The organism is Bacillus sp. DB-2, from assembly GCF_003315125.1.
GTDB lineage: Bacteria > Bacillota > Bacilli > Bacillales > Bacillaceae_G > Bacillus_A > Bacillus_A mycoides.
In genome coordinates, this window is record NZ_QNRN01000009.1 from 239,445 (window position 1) to 254,322 (window position 14,878).

The 14,878-nt window shown below is 33.3% G+C and carries 17 protein-coding genes and 7 pseudogenes; 6 read left to right on the top strand and 18 right to left on the bottom strand.

What is annotated here, in order from left to right; translation table 11 throughout:
• Positions 1-14 precede the first annotated feature (14 nt).
• Positions 15-398, bottom strand: coding sequence for a hypothetical protein (locus DET63_RS17405; RefSeq protein ID WP_113937307.1), 384 nt, complete (start codon positions 396-398; stop codon positions 15-17).
• Between the two features lie 125 nt (positions 399-523).
• Here DET63_RS17405 and DET63_RS17410 point away from each other — a divergent pair, with 125 nt between their 5' ends.
• Together DET63_RS17410 and DET63_RS17415 are read left to right on the top strand one after the other, a co-directional pair.
• Positions 524-1,108: a hypothetical protein gene (locus DET63_RS17410; protein ID WP_113937308.1), complete on the top strand. Its 585-nt coding sequence runs from the start codon at positions 524-526 to the stop codon at positions 1,106-1,108.
• Positions 1,092-1,706 carry a hypothetical protein gene (locus tag DET63_RS17415; RefSeq protein WP_113937309.1) on the top strand — a complete coding sequence of 205 codons (615 nt, stop codon included), beginning with the start codon at positions 1,092-1,094 and terminating at the stop codon, positions 1,704-1,706. The genes DET63_RS17410 and DET63_RS17415 overlap by 17 nt, the downstream gene beginning before the upstream one ends.
• 53 nt (positions 1,707-1,759) lie before the next feature.
• On the opposite strand, the gene DET63_RS17420 is transcribed toward DET63_RS17415, so the two are convergent.
• The 7 genes and pseudogenes from DET63_RS17420 to DET63_RS17445 form a co-directional block, all read right to left on the bottom strand.
• Positions 1,760-2,395 carry a hypothetical protein gene (locus DET63_RS17420; protein WP_002069133.1) on the bottom strand — a complete coding sequence of 212 codons (636 nt, stop codon included), beginning with the start codon at positions 2,393-2,395 and terminating at the stop codon, positions 1,760-1,762.
• Positions 2,395-3,024 carry a hypothetical protein gene (locus DET63_RS17425; RefSeq protein WP_113937310.1) on the bottom strand — a complete coding sequence of 210 codons (630 nt, stop codon included), beginning with the start codon at positions 3,022-3,024 and terminating at the stop codon, positions 2,395-2,397. Before DET63_RS17425 ends, DET63_RS17420 begins: the two co-directional genes overlap by 1 nt.
• Before the next feature lie 318 nt (positions 3,025-3,342).
• A complete protein-coding gene (locus DET63_RS17430; RefSeq protein WP_113937311.1) occupies positions 3,343-4,056 on the bottom strand; it encodes a transposase in 714 nt (237 codons plus the stop codon).
• 16 nt (positions 4,057-4,072) lie between these two features.
• Positions 4,073-4,644 (bottom strand): annotated as a pseudogene (locus tag DET63_RS17435) (hypothetical protein); the annotation flags it as partial.
• A gap of 65 nt (positions 4,645-4,709) precedes the next feature.
• Positions 4,710-4,829, bottom strand: a pseudogene (locus DET63_RS17440) (DUF6094 domain-containing protein); the annotation flags it as partial.
• Positions 4,830-4,931: 102 nt separating this feature from the next.
• Complete coding sequence (locus DET63_RS30295; protein ID WP_181777929.1) at positions 4,932-5,069, bottom strand: hypothetical protein; 138 nt, start codon at positions 5,067-5,069, stop codon at positions 4,932-4,934.
• 48 nt (positions 5,070-5,117) lie between these two features.
• Positions 5,118-5,503: pseudogene (locus DET63_RS17445) on the bottom strand (DUF6018 family natural product bioysynthesis protein).
• Between the two features lie 411 nt (positions 5,504-5,914).
• Between DET63_RS17445 and DET63_RS17450 the strand changes: the two are divergent.
• Positions 5,915-6,223: pseudogene (locus DET63_RS17450) on the top strand (amidohydrolase family protein); the annotation flags it as partial.
• A gap of 155 nt (positions 6,224-6,378) precedes the next feature.
• Here the strand turns inward: DET63_RS17450 and DET63_RS17455 are convergent.
• From DET63_RS17455 to DET63_RS17500, 9 genes and pseudogenes are all read right to left on the bottom strand, one after another.
• Positions 6,379-6,474 (bottom strand): annotated as a pseudogene (locus tag DET63_RS17455) (helix-turn-helix domain-containing protein); the annotation flags it as partial.
• A gap of 269 nt (positions 6,475-6,743) precedes the next feature.
• Positions 6,744-7,202: pseudogene (locus DET63_RS17460) on the bottom strand (Rpn family recombination-promoting nuclease/putative transposase); the annotation flags it as partial.
• A gap of 43 nt (positions 7,203-7,245) precedes the next feature.
• Complete coding sequence (locus DET63_RS17465) at positions 7,246-7,947, bottom strand: YrrS family protein (protein WP_113937313.1); 702 nt, start codon at positions 7,945-7,947, stop codon at positions 7,246-7,248.
• A gap of 238 nt (positions 7,948-8,185) precedes the next feature.
• Positions 8,186-8,620, bottom strand: coding sequence for a hypothetical protein (locus DET63_RS17470; RefSeq protein WP_002013690.1), 435 nt, complete (start codon positions 8,618-8,620; stop codon positions 8,186-8,188).
• 261 nt (positions 8,621-8,881) lie between these two features.
• On the bottom strand, positions 8,882-9,088 hold the full coding sequence (locus DET63_RS17475) for a hypothetical protein (protein WP_042889830.1): 207 nt from the start codon (positions 9,086-9,088) through the stop codon (positions 8,882-8,884).
• A 187-nt stretch (positions 9,089-9,275) separates the two neighbouring features.
• Positions 9,276-9,500, bottom strand: a pseudogene (locus DET63_RS17480) (DDE-type integrase/transposase/recombinase); the annotation flags it as partial.
• Between the two features lie 23 nt (positions 9,501-9,523).
• Entirely contained in the window at positions 9,524-10,018 is a 495-nt protein-coding gene (locus DET63_RS17485; RefSeq protein WP_113937314.1) for a hypothetical protein, read from the bottom strand.
• Positions 10,019-10,413: 395 nt separating this feature from the next.
• A complete protein-coding gene (locus DET63_RS17495; protein WP_016096790.1) occupies positions 10,414-10,806 on the bottom strand; it encodes a hypothetical protein in 393 nt (130 codons plus the stop codon).
• A gap of 707 nt (positions 10,807-11,513) precedes the next feature.
• Positions 11,514-11,732, bottom strand: coding sequence for a hypothetical protein (locus DET63_RS17500; protein ID WP_002144183.1), 219 nt, complete (start codon positions 11,730-11,732; stop codon positions 11,514-11,516).
• Between the two features lie 364 nt (positions 11,733-12,096).
• Between DET63_RS17500 and DET63_RS17505 the strand changes: the two genes are divergently transcribed.
• Both DET63_RS17505 and DET63_RS17510 read left to right on the top strand, forming a co-directional pair.
• Positions 12,097-13,197: a response regulator aspartate phosphatase gene (locus DET63_RS17505; protein WP_016096792.1), complete on the top strand. Its 1,101-nt coding sequence runs from the start codon at positions 12,097-12,099 to the stop codon at positions 13,195-13,197.
• Positions 13,197-13,355, top strand: a complete 159-nt coding sequence (locus DET63_RS17510; RefSeq protein ID WP_016096793.1) for a Phr family secreted Rap phosphatase inhibitor — start codon at positions 13,197-13,199, stop codon at positions 13,353-13,355. Before DET63_RS17505 ends, DET63_RS17510 begins: the two co-directional genes overlap by 1 nt.
• A gap of 61 nt (positions 13,356-13,416) precedes the next feature.
• Here the strand turns inward: DET63_RS17510 and DET63_RS30675 are convergent, their stop codons facing one another.
• Positions 13,417-13,539 (bottom strand): hypothetical protein, encoded by a 123-nt coding sequence (locus DET63_RS30675; RefSeq protein WP_256508295.1) that lies wholly within the window; start codon positions 13,537-13,539, stop codon positions 13,417-13,419.
• Positions 13,540-14,056: 517 nt separating this feature from the next.
• On the opposite strand from DET63_RS30675, the gene DET63_RS17515 reads away from it, so the two are divergent.
• Complete coding sequence (locus DET63_RS17515; protein ID WP_113937315.1) at positions 14,057-14,731, top strand: hypothetical protein; 675 nt, start codon at positions 14,057-14,059, stop codon at positions 14,729-14,731.
• Positions 14,732-14,878: the final 147 nt, after the last annotated feature.

Here is a 14,878-nt window from a genome sequence, read left to right on the forward strand (position 1 = left end):
TATAAGCCTCCCTTTCACACTCTTGCGTTTCTGCGCATTAAACGATACACATGAGTTTCTAATCCTAAAATAAAATATGAGATACATAGGCCTTTTATCACCATCTCTACAAATCCCAATGCTAATGAAGCAATAAGCCCACCCCGAAATTGAAAGGGTCTTGTCACCCTTCGATTCACTGGCTTTTCAATGACGCCAAAATTAGCCCAGGTAGGTAAACGCTTTTCCACATTCTTTACGGTACCCATTAATCCATATTTAAGCGACAGAATGAAACATCCAATTAGTAAATACACAATAGAAGAAAAATAGATAGATAGACCTATAATGATAATTGTAAGCAGCCAACCTATTAAAATAGAATTTCGCAAAACAATATATTCTCGATTTCTTTTCAAAACAAACATTCCTTTCAAAATAAATTAGGGTATTTTTAAATGGTAAATATTTACATTTAATTATAAGCATGATATGATACGTCTATATTAATTTACGAACTAGCCTAAAAAGGATTGTGATAGACATGTTAAAACTTGTAGTAGATAATACGGTAACAGAACAAGAAACAGATTCAGCTTTTTCAAACCTTTTCACCTGCAAAGACTGTGTATACTATCTTTCAAAATCGGATTCTTGCAGTCTACAATTAGCAGCTGATTCAAATAATCCCCTTATCCCTTATGAGTGTGGGGATTTTGAGGAAACCTATGAAATCGGAACGGAAGATCCATTGAATTCACATATTCATCAACAACTTCGTGAAGAAAAAGCACAAATACTAGCTGAAAATTATCCAGCACAGCCTTCTATTGATCCGATTCATAAAGAAGCATTATGGTATGGAACAGCAGATTATGGTTGTTGGATTGTAAATGATGCAAAGAAACGTTTTGCTCTTGCAGGACAGGTTCCTTTCGGTGATAATAATATGTCATCTGAAAAATACGCATCTCCTTTCCCTTTACATGATCATGGAGCAAAAGAAGGTATTAGGCACTATATGTGCTGGTATGTAAACGAAAAAGGAATAGGCGAATACCATCTACTTATTGGTGGTGTCATCATGAAAATTGCAGAAGGAGTTAAGAAACTTGGATTCAATTACTAATCACATCTACAAGAAAAGAATGTTAGAACATACGATATTATTTAGCCTGGTACATCTGGTACCAATCCTTATCTTTACCGGCATCATATACTTAGTACTAGAGCTTTCTAAGTCGGAATGGCATACTTGGCTTATTTATGAAGGAATCTTTACGATCCTGTTCCTCATAACGAGATTCCAAGTCTTTCAAACGAAAAAAAGTATTCTTTCTATGAAGCAATACGAGAAATGGTTTTCGAAGTTAAATATTATTTTAGTTTCTATTTTCCTTGTCTGTTTTGCAGGCATACCAGCTCTACTACAAATTGTGTTCATTCTACAAATGGCACTCATTTTCTACCTGTTAGAGCGTAGTTGTCTGTATATCGAAAGATTACCAATACATAACGTCTATAAAATCAAGGCAATTATTTACGACAAAAAACAACTGAAAATTGAACGAATTATTCCCAATAACGAGGAACACGGCACTCTTACAGTTCAAACAAAAGATGAACAATACTTTTTATATACAGCTGTATATCTAAGTGGCATATTATCCCCTATATCACCGGAGGTATTTGAAGAATACGAACGAAGAAATCATATGGGTAGATAAAAGGTACTGAATATAGATTCAGTACCTTTTTCATTCCTCTTATATGTGTTTCTTTACATATTCGCAAATAACCATGGAGCGAGTACTGCTAACATACAGAGTAAACAAGATCCTGTTATGACACGATTGGACCAACGATAATACTCAGGTTGTTTCGTACTCTCATGAATTTTTCGTAAACGAATACCTGCAATTAACATAAATGGTGTAAAAATAAGTGCTGTTGATTTAAAAAGGTCTAAAAAATCCGTAAAGATGTTCATAAACGAAACTACATCGGAACTGAATAAGAAGTACACACTTAGTCTCATCGCCATCATACTAACGAATGAAAAGATCATACTCCCTGTCGCCCACTTCATCCATTGACCATTCTTCGTAATTAATGCCATAACCATGACAATAACGCCTAATACGAAAGAGATAGAAAAGATATTTACCCCTACTTTAAAGGCAGGTGCATACATACCCTCAATTTTTTGTATTAATGATGAACCGAATGAATCATCCTTCTCTGGTGTTTTGGTTCGATTGTTTAATCCCTCTTTAAAGGATGACGAAACATCATTCCCTTTTAATTCATTAAAGTCCACTTTTACAGATGCATGAGCTGCTTGTAAGGGGATAAGAAGTAAAACCATCAAAACAAGCGTACATAAGACTCCTATCATCCCTTTTTCTTGTTTCATCACACATCACCCGCTAATTTTGGTTTAACGCTCTTTAATTTGATTTGATTTCCTTCTGCAACATAATAGAGATCTGCTGAGTAATAGATATTTGCTTTTGTATATGCTCCCATAATTGCATTCGCGATTTCTTCCTTCTCTACTGCCATGTATGTTTCATTTTCATTATAAAATTCAATTTCAATTCGATTAATATTATTATTTAATACTGTAATATGTAACTCTTTTAAGCTATCTAAACGATTGCCTAATCCACACACTAACTTAAATACTTTATTTGCAATCGTTGGTGGTTTGACATAAGTCGTATTAAAATGAAGAGTTTCATCATCTATCACACCATCTTCCTCAACTGCACACGTCATAATGAAAGAATGATTTTGTTTTTCAATTTCTTGTTGACTCAACTTGCGATCAATGACATACTTCACGCTTGTTGATAGGTTTTCTATATATTCATCCAGTTCGGTATTTGAAATTTTAACCTCTGAGAATTCCGGAAAAATCATGTAAGCGTGTGTATTAGAACTACTTTTACTTACACGTAATACCTGGATTTGTTTCTTTTCATAGCGCACCGTTTGTTCTAATTTTTCTACTACGTTGTTGCTTATATGATCGATTGCCATATATTATCACTCCTATTTACTTTGATAAAAATTTTTTCATACAATACTCATGATTTGATACTATCTATTTAAAGCATTGTAATATTACGAAAAGTTCTCAATTCTCCTGTTCTAAGACTGTTAATCACCTAAATCTCAAAACATTGTAATATTACAATGACGTACAATGTTTCATTATAGTCGAATATCCTTATATGGTGAATCATTCTGTCCCACTCATTTGTACAAAAATAAAAATTATTTTATCCTTGTACAAATGAGTGGTAAAACGCTGTATTTCATGCTATTTATCTAAGAAAATACAACTAGGAAATAGATTCATATATTCCCTAGTTGTCTATTTCTCCATTCAACTAATGTATAAGAATACGGTGAATCGGCTTGTAATTCTATGTACAATTGTTGATTTTCTGGTAATATCTCTCCCTCTGTATGAATCCAATAACGCTTATTATCAGACATATTAAGTACGCGTGTCAGTCCTTGTTCTCGTCCTATTACTTTTACAGTCCACTTTACCAAATTCATATCATCTACCCCTGATACTCCTTGTTGAATAGGAAAGATATGCTCTGTTTCTAGTGGGATCGGCAACTGTTCTAGTTCCGGAAATGTCTCCTCATATTCTAATAATTCCTCTGGTATATCCTCATCGCTAGGAAAAGGGATATCGTATCCTGCTTCAGAAGCAGGAGTATGGTGAAAATCTTCAGCATACTCCACTTCTTTTGCAACTTCCTTGTCCTGTTCTAACGTTTTTTTTTCTTCACCTAAATTCATTTGAACCGACGAAGCAACTAAATCATATATACTTGCTACATCTTTTTCTAAGGTGATTTCCTTCGTAGGAGCAGTAATGCGTTCCTGTTCCCTGCCAATGGGTCTATTTTTTCTCGGACACCAATAAACAGGTCGTTCCACCGGTTCTGGTCCTTTTTCTTTTTTCTTTTCTTCTATCAACATATGTTTTCTTGTTTTGTAAACAACAAAACACATATAGCAAATTAGTGCGATAAGAAGTATTGTAAACATGATTTTCTCCTCTCATTTAACCAAATAAATCGAACTCGAATTGTCCATCAATTACTTTACTTTTTCGTTTCCCTTTCTTTTGAGAAGCATCTACTTCAACTATCAATTCATCCCAGAATGCAATATCTTGTTTTTGTACAAGCATACGCTTATCTGTATTCAGTGTTGTTAAAGCTCGTATGAGATCTTCTTTTTTCCATCTATTTCAAGTACATTGTGCTTCATTCGAACACCAGGTAATTGCTCTTTTTTAATACATTCAACAGCCCTTTGTACAAATAGAGCCTCTTTCATAAATGCAACGTCCATTGTTTCTGGTAATTTTTCCACCCAATTCGTGAATTGAATTTCAATTGTTTCAAATACAGGCGTAATTACATTACCGATATTTGCAAGAACACGTTTCGATTCATCAGATGCTGCTTTTGTCCATTCCTCTGTTGAACCTTTTAATTGATTGCCACTCTTAATATCTTGAATTAATAGAGTCTGTATATCCCCTGTATCACCAAGCATTGCATTCAGACCACCGCTTGTTGCATCACCGTTCATTGCTTCTGCAGCTTTGTTCTTTTGGGCAATTAACTGAGTTGGTCGAAGATGGGCGCACAGCTTAACTGTGTTTCCCATCAGCTCCCGTTGGAACCGTACGAGCAACTTTCGAAGCAAGCATAAGCTCGCTCTGATTCCATTTGTAATAGTTGTACTAAGTGTTTCCCTACTGTTAGTGGTGTTGGATAAAATCCAGCCGCCAAATCATTTCCTATACGCATAACGATTCCCTCCGAGTTCTTTTTTTACAATAAAAAAGGAAGATCCAAGTATATACATCACTTAGTTCTTCCTTCTACCTTCTATAAACTACCCCGACTTTATTAAAATGGTAGTTCTTCATCTGTAATCTCCGATAGCTCATCCATACCAGCAAAAATATCATCCGGCTCTTGGGATTGCTCTTTTGTTTCCTGCTCTTTTGGATCATCTAATACTGTCCAAATGTTATCTTTTTTCATATCTATATCCCTCTATCCTTCTTATTTTTCAGTTTCATAAACCACTTCTTAATAATCGAAAAAATAATCTTTCATCTTACACATGAATTTACGAAACTTCGGTTCAGCTACAATCTTTGAACCATGGTAAAAACTTTGTTGCCCGACAAAGCGCCATAAGATGACATAGCCTTCTTTTGTTTCCTGGATGCCCTTAATAAATAATGTAATTTCTTGAGTAGCTTTTTTTCATGAATAGAGTTTGGTTTAAAATATTGCTTTTTACCATCAGGTAATATGATTTCTGCCTCTAAACAACCTCGTAATTGATTAATTCTCGATCTAGAGTCGGTTAACAGTGCAGATAAAGCATATGACTTCTGATTTTTTTCCATTCGTGTTTTATGTTCCTCTACTGTTGGTACTAGTCTTAAGTTTCTACAATCTTTTTTCATTTTACTATCTCCTCTACTATTTACTTTGTTATGTTATGAATCATAAATAACCCTGCCTACAAACTTGAAAACAACACAAAAAGGGCTTCTTCAAGTCGATTAATAATGTGCATAGCAAAATAAGCTATATATACACTAATCGGCTCAAAGAAGCCCTTTCAAAAATGAAACAAGACGCAACTTGCTTCTACAACTCAACCACAACACAAAAAGGTGTGGGAATAAACGGAATCAAATAAACTAACAATATACCTATATATTACATAATAACATTATTTATTTCAAGAATTATTAATTAAAATTAACGCATTATCCAAACGAATTCTTATTCCTCAAGCTTGTGAAGGCCGATAGTCAAAAGGTATTTGGGTAATACGTTAAGGGTTAAGTGTCTTACCAACTTCAATCCATGCACCTCTCCCCTTCTTTGACAACAATGGGGAGTATGCAGGCCTTCAAGTTGGAAAAGTATCTTCGCTATTTCACGAAGTACGAGAATCTGTTTTAGTGGAAGGTATTCCGTTAGAAACGGCACTAGAAGTCATTACCATGAATCCCGCACAATTGCTGAAACTTTCAAGTAAGGGCTGTATCCAAACCGGGAAGGATGCTGACATCGTATTGTTGGAAAAAGAAACGTTGGACATTCACAGCGTCATTGCAAAAGGCAAGTGTATGGTAGAAAATAAAGTTCCGATAGTGAAGGGAACATTTGAATAAGAAAGATAAGAAGCTTCTATTACAAAAATCATTTAAAGACACTAGAAAAATATGACACTTATACAAATGAATAATATATAAACAAAAGACCATCGGTTTAATAAATCAGTGGTCTTTTGTTTAGAGAAGAATTTAGCTAATTTATTTCATGTTTTGAATACAAAGCGATTGCAACCAATGGTTTTAGCAATTAATATTTCTTGTTTCTTATTTAGGTAGATATGAAATTTATATGCTTTACTTACTAACATAGGGTGCACCTCACCTTTTTATACGATATCTACAGTAAAAAAAACGTAGGCTTAAGCCTACTGATATTCATCTCCCACCTAAAATTAGTGTTTCACACCTTTATATTTTGAGGAAGGAGTTTTCAGTCTTGGATTATTTCGTTTTCATTAGCTTGATATTGATGTTTCCGTATCCCCTAAAAATAGAAAAAGAAGATTGAGACATCTCATCTTCTTTTCAGGCAGAGTTAGAGAAAGCATTTTATTGGATAAAATGCTTTCTCTAAGAACTAGCTCTGCAAAAATCGCTGTATTTCTATTTCTTGTAATCCTGTAAGCTTTGCAATGTCTTCTACAGACACACCATTTTTATGCATGCCTCGAATGAGTTGCATCTTTCCTTGCTCAACCCCTTGTTCAATTCCCTTTTTAATTCCTTGTTGTTCTGCATGAGCAAATTTTGCTGCCTCATCCATTAAGGCCTTTTCTCTTGCTTCATATGCTTGACGGAAAGAAGAATCTTGACTCATACGTTCCCATTTATTCATTGCTTTTTGTAAAATCGGATCTCGGTTCATGGCAATATCCTCCAATGTTTGTGTGAGATGTTCATCTTCATTCGCAGGTAATAATAATAACCAACGAACAAACGAATCTTCCCACGGATTGACTTTCTCTTCGCGCCATTGCTTCATCAACTTTGGAATCTCTACTATATGAACTTCTATATCATCACTTAATAGCTTCTTAGTCGCTCACAACAAGAGAGGATAGCATTTACATTTTGCTTATTTATTTTACCACCTGAACAAATACTGGTTTCCAGCCCTGATTCTCTACCCAATCAATATCAACCTTATATTTTTTATTACTTTGCTTATCTCGTACATTACCGTAGGCTTTATTTTCACCATTATTTCCAATAAAATCAAAAATCAATTGACCCTCTGGAACATCAACAGCATAAGAAATTGCTTTTTTCATCTCATTCCAATCTACTGTTCCTTCTTTAAATTTCATTGCAGGTTTTGCTCCTTGCTCTGTACCAATTGGCTTCCAAGAAGGATTAGTTTGAGAACCCTTTTCTTGAGATGCCGTTTTTTCTCCCTCTTTATTTTCATTTTCGCTCGTTTTTACCGATTTTTCTGCTTTTTGTTTCTCTTCTAACAGTGCTGCTTCTCTCTCTTCACGTTTCTTCTCTTCTAACAGTGCTGCTTCTCTCTCCTCACGTTCCTTCTCTTCTAACTGCGCCGCTTCTTTCACTTCACGTTTCTTCTCTTCTAACTGCGCTGCTTCTTTCTCTTTATGTTTCTTCTCTTCTATCTTTGTTGCTTTCTTTTCTTGAGCAATTGCTTTCTTTGATGTATCAGAAGGGGAAAACAACTGGTATATCACTATACCAACTGTCACTAATACCAAAGTAAATGCAATATTAAAAATCACCTTTTTACGACGATTTTGTTGTTTTTCTTGAAACCTGCTTCCTTGTCCCATTTTTTAAACCTCCGAGTTTATTTTCTCTTCTAATCTTTATGCATTATCCTTATAATTCTTAATATTTTCATTAAACAATGGAAATGAATTACAATTCCCATACAATATTTCATATCATAATAAAATTTGTGTTGTTTCAAGCATCTGACATATGTTATTCAAAAATATTTTAATACATTAAAAATTGATAAGCATCTGTTCGTAAGAAACCTTCAATTTTATTCAAAGGTGATTCCAATTACGTCCACATTAGATCTCCTGTAGAAATCTTTTTAACAATTAAGCCCCTTCTTCCCTTATTTATAATTTTCAAATTAAACTGCCCTCTATGGTACAATAAAGATGTGTTGTTTTCTACTGGGGTATGTCGTAAAATCAAAAGGGATTTTATCTCTTTTACCTTTTTTTCAGAGTAACTTTCACCACTAGGAGACTCTATTATTCCTAATGTAATCTTTAATTCGCTTTCATCAAAAATCCAATCTTTATTAAGTTCCCTTATCTTTTGTATAAAGCTTCTTTTGGTTTTTCCTATATAGATCAATGTTTCATTCTTAGCATATACTCTAGAGATTGCAAATATTCCCTTCTTAAAAGCTTCTTCTCTATTATAAAAATCATTTAAACTATACAATCCATACCATTTAATATGTACTGTTTCTATTAACCTCACCTCATTTTTATGATAATATTATAATTTCTGAATGTTCAAATTATTATGGATACATAGCCCTGATTACTTGAATTATAAATAGTGCTTTTCAATAATACATTTTATTATTACTAATTTCAATAATGAATATGTACATATGTAGTATTGGATGGCCGCAAAAAAACATGGGAATTTAATTCAAGCCCTATATCAAAATGAAAATAAAAAACACCTGTGATATACACAAAGTGCTTTTCTCTTGTCAATTTATCTATTTTCTTTTTATAACTCAAACTCCTTCGAATCGTACTTTTCTAGAGTTTGCTGCAATTCATTTTTTTCATATGGAATATGTTTATCTGTCTGTATATCTTCAACATTTTCTCCACCCGCTAATAATCTCCTGTACTTAAAAGAGTGCCCTGTTAATAATGGTGTAATTAAGTTGTATGGCCCTCCTTTTGTTTGATTACTTGTATCATAAAACAAGTATCTGAAGCTGATATGTGGTCTACTTTACTGATAAAAATAACAAATAAAAAAGGAAACCTGCATGTTCGTTATAGTGATTTTCATGTTATATATACTCATATAAATTCATTAATATGCAATATTACATATTAGGTTCCTGTATCTTCATGATATTGATGTATTTATGATACTTTTATCTTCATATTTAGAAAGGAATACTATTGTACGTTGAAAAGGCGGAGTCTCTTTGAAGACTTCGCCGTTGTTTATATAGGGCATGAATGGTCTCGATACCTTTTATCGTACGTGAAGCATGACGAAGATTTTGAAATCCTGCAGATTTAGCAAAACGTCTCTTGACATGCCTATGATCCTGGTCAATAAGATGGCTAAAATTCTTGATTCTACAATGGATTGTAGTTTGATAAACCGAGAGACCCTTTAGAATAGAAATCACTTTTGACACAAAACAATGATTTTATATGGTGTAGTTTGAGCTGGTATACTCATTGTTGTAAAACTATAAATAGCTATTAAATTTCGATTTACAAGATTACCTGTAAAGAATTGACCATTTGTTAATAAAATTTGAGTAGAAGGAGAAATATTTAATTTTAATTTTCCATCACTACTCTCCAACTGTTCATTAAAATAGTCTACTTTTACATTTTGATGCGGTGTATATTTTGCCATAACAATCGCTTGAAATTGTGGTGGGAAAATAAGAGGAGCAGGAGCTTCGGCATCATAAAACCCAGTTACTTTATCTCCTACTACTACCGTTGCATAGTCGATAAAATACGTATTTGGTTTCACTACAAAATTTATTAGATTCCCATAACCATTATCTACGGACATTAATTTATTACATCCTATATCTTCGTTTGACCCTGTTACAAAATCGTTAATCATAGTTATTGTACCATCAAATGATTGAAATTTTTTCATTCAAATACCTCTTTTGTTTATATAATTAAACCCCTATCGTTACTCTATAATTTTTAACGAATTCCCCGAAAGAATTCTCCTTCCTCAAGCGTGTGAAGGGCGTAGCCCAACGGTAGGTGGGAGATAAATTTCGGTTTGGCATTGCCAAAAAATTTTGATAAACTAGCTATATGAAGTTCTTTGATAACTTGATATATGAGGTTGCAGGAAGAAAATAGAGTGCGAAAACCAAGCCATTCGGTTCCTGCGTAAAATATCAACCGTACCAAAAGAGCGTCCAAGCGTTGGACATCTAGGGGTGGAACACCCCGAAGTAACGCTCAGGGAGACGAAAGGGTACTTTCGTCGTGGAACTGAGAAGCTCCCACTTCAAGCTTTGCTAATTGGCGAGTAGTTCACAAACATGTAAATGAAATAATCCTTCTCGTATCAATTCCAAAAATAACCCAAAACCTACCGTTCCATCTAAAACCAGCAACAGACCTTGGTCCTACAAAAATCGGGAAATACCAAAACTGTTCACCATTACTAAGCCATATATAAGTATTTCGAAATAAACATAATGAAATTGCTCCTGGATCAACAGCAAATGGTGAAGCAGTTGATTGTTGAGGAATAAATGATGGGGGAGGAGATGTTGGAGCTTGTGAACTTTGCTGTCCTGGAAAACTTGGTACACCCGGAAAACCTGGCATTCCAGGTATACCTGGAATCTGAGGACCAGGGAATTGACGATCGAAGCATTGATCATAATTTATATAAGGATAATATATTGACTCATTATACATTTAAAAACCACCTCTTTATTTTTAAAACCCACTAAATTATTAATATGTAATGTGGTTCGTATAGGAAGCTTATTCGCATCCTATACGAACCATATTTTAAACAGGAAAGTATACCTATACCCTTTTTTTTCGGTATGGGGTAATGGAAATTCCAGTGTCATCTTTGCTACTACGCCCTGTTACCAATCAAACATGCACAATGTAGAAATATGGCCCGATTGTTGAATAACATGACTGGCGTTTTTTAAAGAACCTTATTTTGTTTTAAACGACTTTATTGTAAATTAAACAACCTTATTATCTCTGTACATGTTAAGTTTTGTTCAACATACGTGTACGTACTTGCATTTAGTACGACAATTGTGGTCAGGTAATGCCTGTCCACATAAAAATTGCAATATCAATGTACGATTTAATTGTCACAAATAATATATTTCAAACCAGAAAAAACGACCTACAATGAATTATGATGCCTCTTCTCTTCACTTGTCGGTGCTTTCCTGTAAATGAATCTTTTTCTGTCAAACAAATAGTATTAAGTCCCCCTCTCCTTGCCTAAAATAACGATTCCTTTCATTCGCCATCCTTCTCCTTTACTATTTTTGCAGTATTTTATCATTTTTCTATTTGAAGCAAAGGCTACATCCTCATTTCTACGCAAAATAAAAACGCCTCCTGTAAAGAAACGCCCCATAATATCAGTTTTTCTATCCTTCTAAATGACTTATTATATATCGTTGCTTATTTATGTCTTGACGTTTTAAAGCCGTCACTAACTCTCGATTAACATCTGATACTGGTAACGGTTCTCCGTATATATCAAACAACTTTATTCCTAACTGACTTATAATCTTTATATTATTACGATTCCTACTCTCTTGTGTATAACTAATGATAGTGCGTAAATTAATCCCAAAACTTATCATACTAACCAACGCCCCTTTTTCATTATAAATAGATATAGGTATACTTCTATTTATCTTCGTGGAATCCCTTGAAGTTTAATATCGCTATATATTTCTCAATACACTAGCGGTGTATACCATCTCCGTTTCTGTCATAATTCTACGCCACCTCCTATAAGAAAAATTCAGTAGGAACGGTTTAAACATCTAAAAAATCCATCGACGAAACTCATACTTTCTTATATTTTGTCGCATTAAATAAAGTATGGACACTCAATCTATTCAGAATATTCTGTATATTTATGAAAAAAACTCATAGTGAAATTTAAAGTATCTAATTCCTGTTATTATCAGAATAAGCCTATACGGAGAAAAGGGGGATATTATGACTGTTCAAGAAAAAAGCAATGACCAATTGATGAAAATATTAAATGAATGGTATGAAGAAATCCGTTCATATCATGAAAAAGAAGCAAAACAAACATATCTAAAAGTACAAGAAAATTTAAAAGGAATAGAAACAGACCAATATTTATCATTCTATTATTCACTACTGAATTTTAGATATAAGGTCTTGGTAGATGGAATGAGTATTACTAAAGATTCTTTTAATAAAATAGAAGAGCTCCCTAATATCAAAGATGAATTTTCATTTTTAGCTTACTACTATCATTTCTTTAAGGCAATCCACTCTACAATTATAGCAAATTATACTGAAGCGAGAACACATTTTGAAAAGGCGGAAGAACTTTTAATTGATATACCTGATGAAGTAGAAAAAGCCGAGTTTAAGTATAGAATTTCAACTTACTTTTATCAGTCTTATCAACCATTTGAAGCGATTCAACATGTAGTAAAAGCGAAAGAAATATACCTGAATCATGTAGGATATGAAATCAATATTGCTTTATGCGACAATGTATATGGTTTAGCTTGTATAGATCTAAGAGAGTTTGAAAGAGCTGAAGAATGTCTCAATACGGTTATTGATGTTTTTAAGAAGTATGATAAAGAACATTTATTATTAAGAGTACGTTACAATTTGGGCTGGTTATATAATATTCAAGATTTATATCCATTGGCGATCCGACAGAGTTCTGAAATTATAAATAAAATACCGAACCATTTTAAAGCATTATTTGTCTTAGCAAGAGCATATTATAAATTAGAAGGCGTTGAAACAGCAAAATCATATATCGAACAGGGAATGAAATATACAAATGAATCCGGAAATGAGGAATATAAGCACCGTTTCGCAGTTTTAAATGAACTAATCACAGAACTGCCTAGAATTAAACTAGAAAAAGTAGTTACTGATGCAATTTCTTATTTTGAAAAAGAGGGCATGTGGGATTGTGTAAAAGAACATGCAGAGATTTTAGCACTCCAATTTTACCAGGCAGATAATCATGTTAAGGCGAGCAAATATTTCTACATTAGCAATAATGCCAATAAGAATCATTTGAGAAAAGGAGCGTTAAAGTAATGAAAAAAATGAAAAAAATTGTATTAAGTATGGTAGTAGTAAGTGCATTAGCATGTAGCATGATTAGTTTACATGTATCACAACCTTCTTCCTTTAATGGTGGAGATACACCATCACCCACAATACCGAGTGTCTCTGTTGAAGTATCTATTGATTAACGTAATATCATTTGTCCTGCTTAAATAAGCATAATGTTCAACTTTTAATCCGCAAAATTGTTTAATCAAAATGAGAGAAATTGTGAATCCCTAGTCCGAAACAAATGTGTTTCGGACTATTCGCGTTACTATTTTTATTTTGAAAAGGATTGGTTAAAACAAATCTATTCTCTATTTTAGGCATTCTCCCCTCCCCCCAGGAACTACGTATTAACTAGGAAACGAACCCTATTAAACAATTATTAAATCTTCTTTCATCCAAGGCAAAGTAACTACAAAGTTTACTTCTCATTCCTACCACCTTCTCATACATAGATGCCTTTACAACAGCCTTTGATTTATTTCATTTGTTGTTATTCCATTTCTAAAAATTTCTGATATCCCCTTTTGAAAATCCCCTGCATTAATTCAATTTCTATCTCTCACAAATGAATGGTATTGCGTATTATACCCAACCAGTTTATAGATTTTAATAATATTAATTACAAAACCTTCCTAAATTCAAATAGAAGGACTATTTTATTCTGTCAACTCCCCCTATATTGATAAATATGAAATATTCAATTTGTTTGACATTTCAATGACTTATAACAGGGAAATATATACATTAAATGAAACCTAATGTATCTTTGATTTGTAAGTCGTAGTTAGTTGGCCAACTTTCCATGCAATTTAATAATAAAAATTAAGGGGGACCTAAAATGAAACAAGTATTAAGGAAAAGTAAGAGAAAAATGATATATCTAGTTGGTTCACTTCTAATTGCTCTATCAATGTTTGCAACTACAAGTTTTGCAGCTACAGAAGGTGCTGTAAAAAGTGTTACAAATAGTAACTATACCGGGATTGCAGCTGATATAAATCTACCAAAATCAGTTGTTGTTAAGGATGGATATGTGAATTGGTATTTAGGTATTGGAGCATCTAAAGTTGAGGGTGGTATTTCAAAAACATCAAGTGGATATAAAGTATTTCTTAATTCAGGATATAATGAATCAGGTCAAAACAGTAAGTATTGGAACACACAGTATGATACATCAATTAAAGATGGTGATCGAGTAAACCTTAAACTAGTTAATAACGGAAATGGTACGGTTACTATGTATGTAAATGGAAGTCCTAAATATATAAATCAACCTGTATATGGTACGTTTTCTCAATATGAACCAGTAAAAATGGTTCAGGGCGCTGAAGATACTGGAAGTAATTCTTTTAGCCAAGCTAGCTTTTCAAACGTACTTCTAAGAGCAGATACATCTGGATCTACCTACAAAAGTTGGAACAGCTCAATTTCTTCCTCATTTTCTCAACACGGTACTTATGGTAGTAATTTCAAAGTTTATTCTCAAGTACCATTAAGCGCAAGTTTACGTTAAGGTTTTTATTTGCATAATAATGTTTGTATGAAAAAAAGTAGCTGCGCTTTTGTAATCTGTACCCTTTGTAAAGGACATTTTGAAAAAAGTTAGGCAACATCAAGAAGATGATTTCTGTATCCAACAGGAGTCATCTTTTTTTAATTC

What these genes read in the sequence shown, in the direction of transcription:
- DET63_RS17500 (WP_002144183.1), bottom strand. Translation starts at nt 11,732, where the DNA reads ATGATAAGTTTTGGGATTAATTTACGCACTATCATTAGTTATACACAA.
- DET63_RS17515 (WP_113937315.1), top strand. Translation starts at nt 14,057, where the DNA reads ATGAAACAAGTATTAAGGAAAAGTAAGAGAAAAATGATATATCTAGTT.
- DET63_RS17425 (WP_113937310.1), bottom strand. Translation starts at nt 3,024, where the DNA reads ATGGCAATCGATCATATAAGCAACAACGTAGTAGAAAAATTAGAACAA.
- DET63_RS17410 (WP_113937308.1), top strand. Translation starts at nt 524, where the DNA reads ATGTTAAAACTTGTAGTAGATAATACGGTAACAGAACAAGAAACAGAT.
- DET63_RS17505 (WP_016096792.1), top strand. Translation starts at nt 12,097, where the DNA reads ATGACTGTTCAAGAAAAAAGCAATGACCAATTGATGAAAATATTAAAT.
- DET63_RS17495 (WP_016096790.1), bottom strand. Translation starts at nt 10,806, where the DNA reads ATGTATAATGAGTCAATATATTATCCTTATATAAATTATGATCAATGC.
- DET63_RS17485 (WP_113937314.1), bottom strand. Translation starts at nt 10,018, where the DNA reads ATGAAAAAATTTCAATCATTTGATGGTACAATAACTATGATTAACGAT.
- DET63_RS17510 (WP_016096793.1), top strand. Translation starts at nt 13,197, where the DNA reads ATGAAAAAAATGAAAAAAATTGTATTAAGTATGGTAGTAGTAAGTGCA.
- DET63_RS30295 (WP_181777929.1), bottom strand. Translation starts at nt 5,069, where the DNA reads ATGAAAAAAGATAACATTTGGACAGTATTAGATGATCCAAAAGAGCAG.
- DET63_RS17430 (WP_113937311.1), bottom strand. Translation starts at nt 4,056, where the DNA reads ATGTTTACAATACTTCTTATCGCACTAATTTGCTATATGTGTTTTGTT.
- DET63_RS30675 (WP_256508295.1), bottom strand. Translation starts at nt 13,539, where the DNA reads ATGCCTAAAATAGAGAATAGATTTGTTTTAACCAATCCTTTTCAAAAT.
- DET63_RS17465 (WP_113937313.1), bottom strand. Translation starts at nt 7,947, where the DNA reads ATGGGACAAGGAAGCAGGTTTCAAGAAAAACAACAAAATCGTCGTAAA.
- DET63_RS17420 (WP_002069133.1), bottom strand. Translation starts at nt 2,395, where the DNA reads ATGAAACAAGAAAAAGGGATGATAGGAGTCTTATGTACGCTTGTTTTG.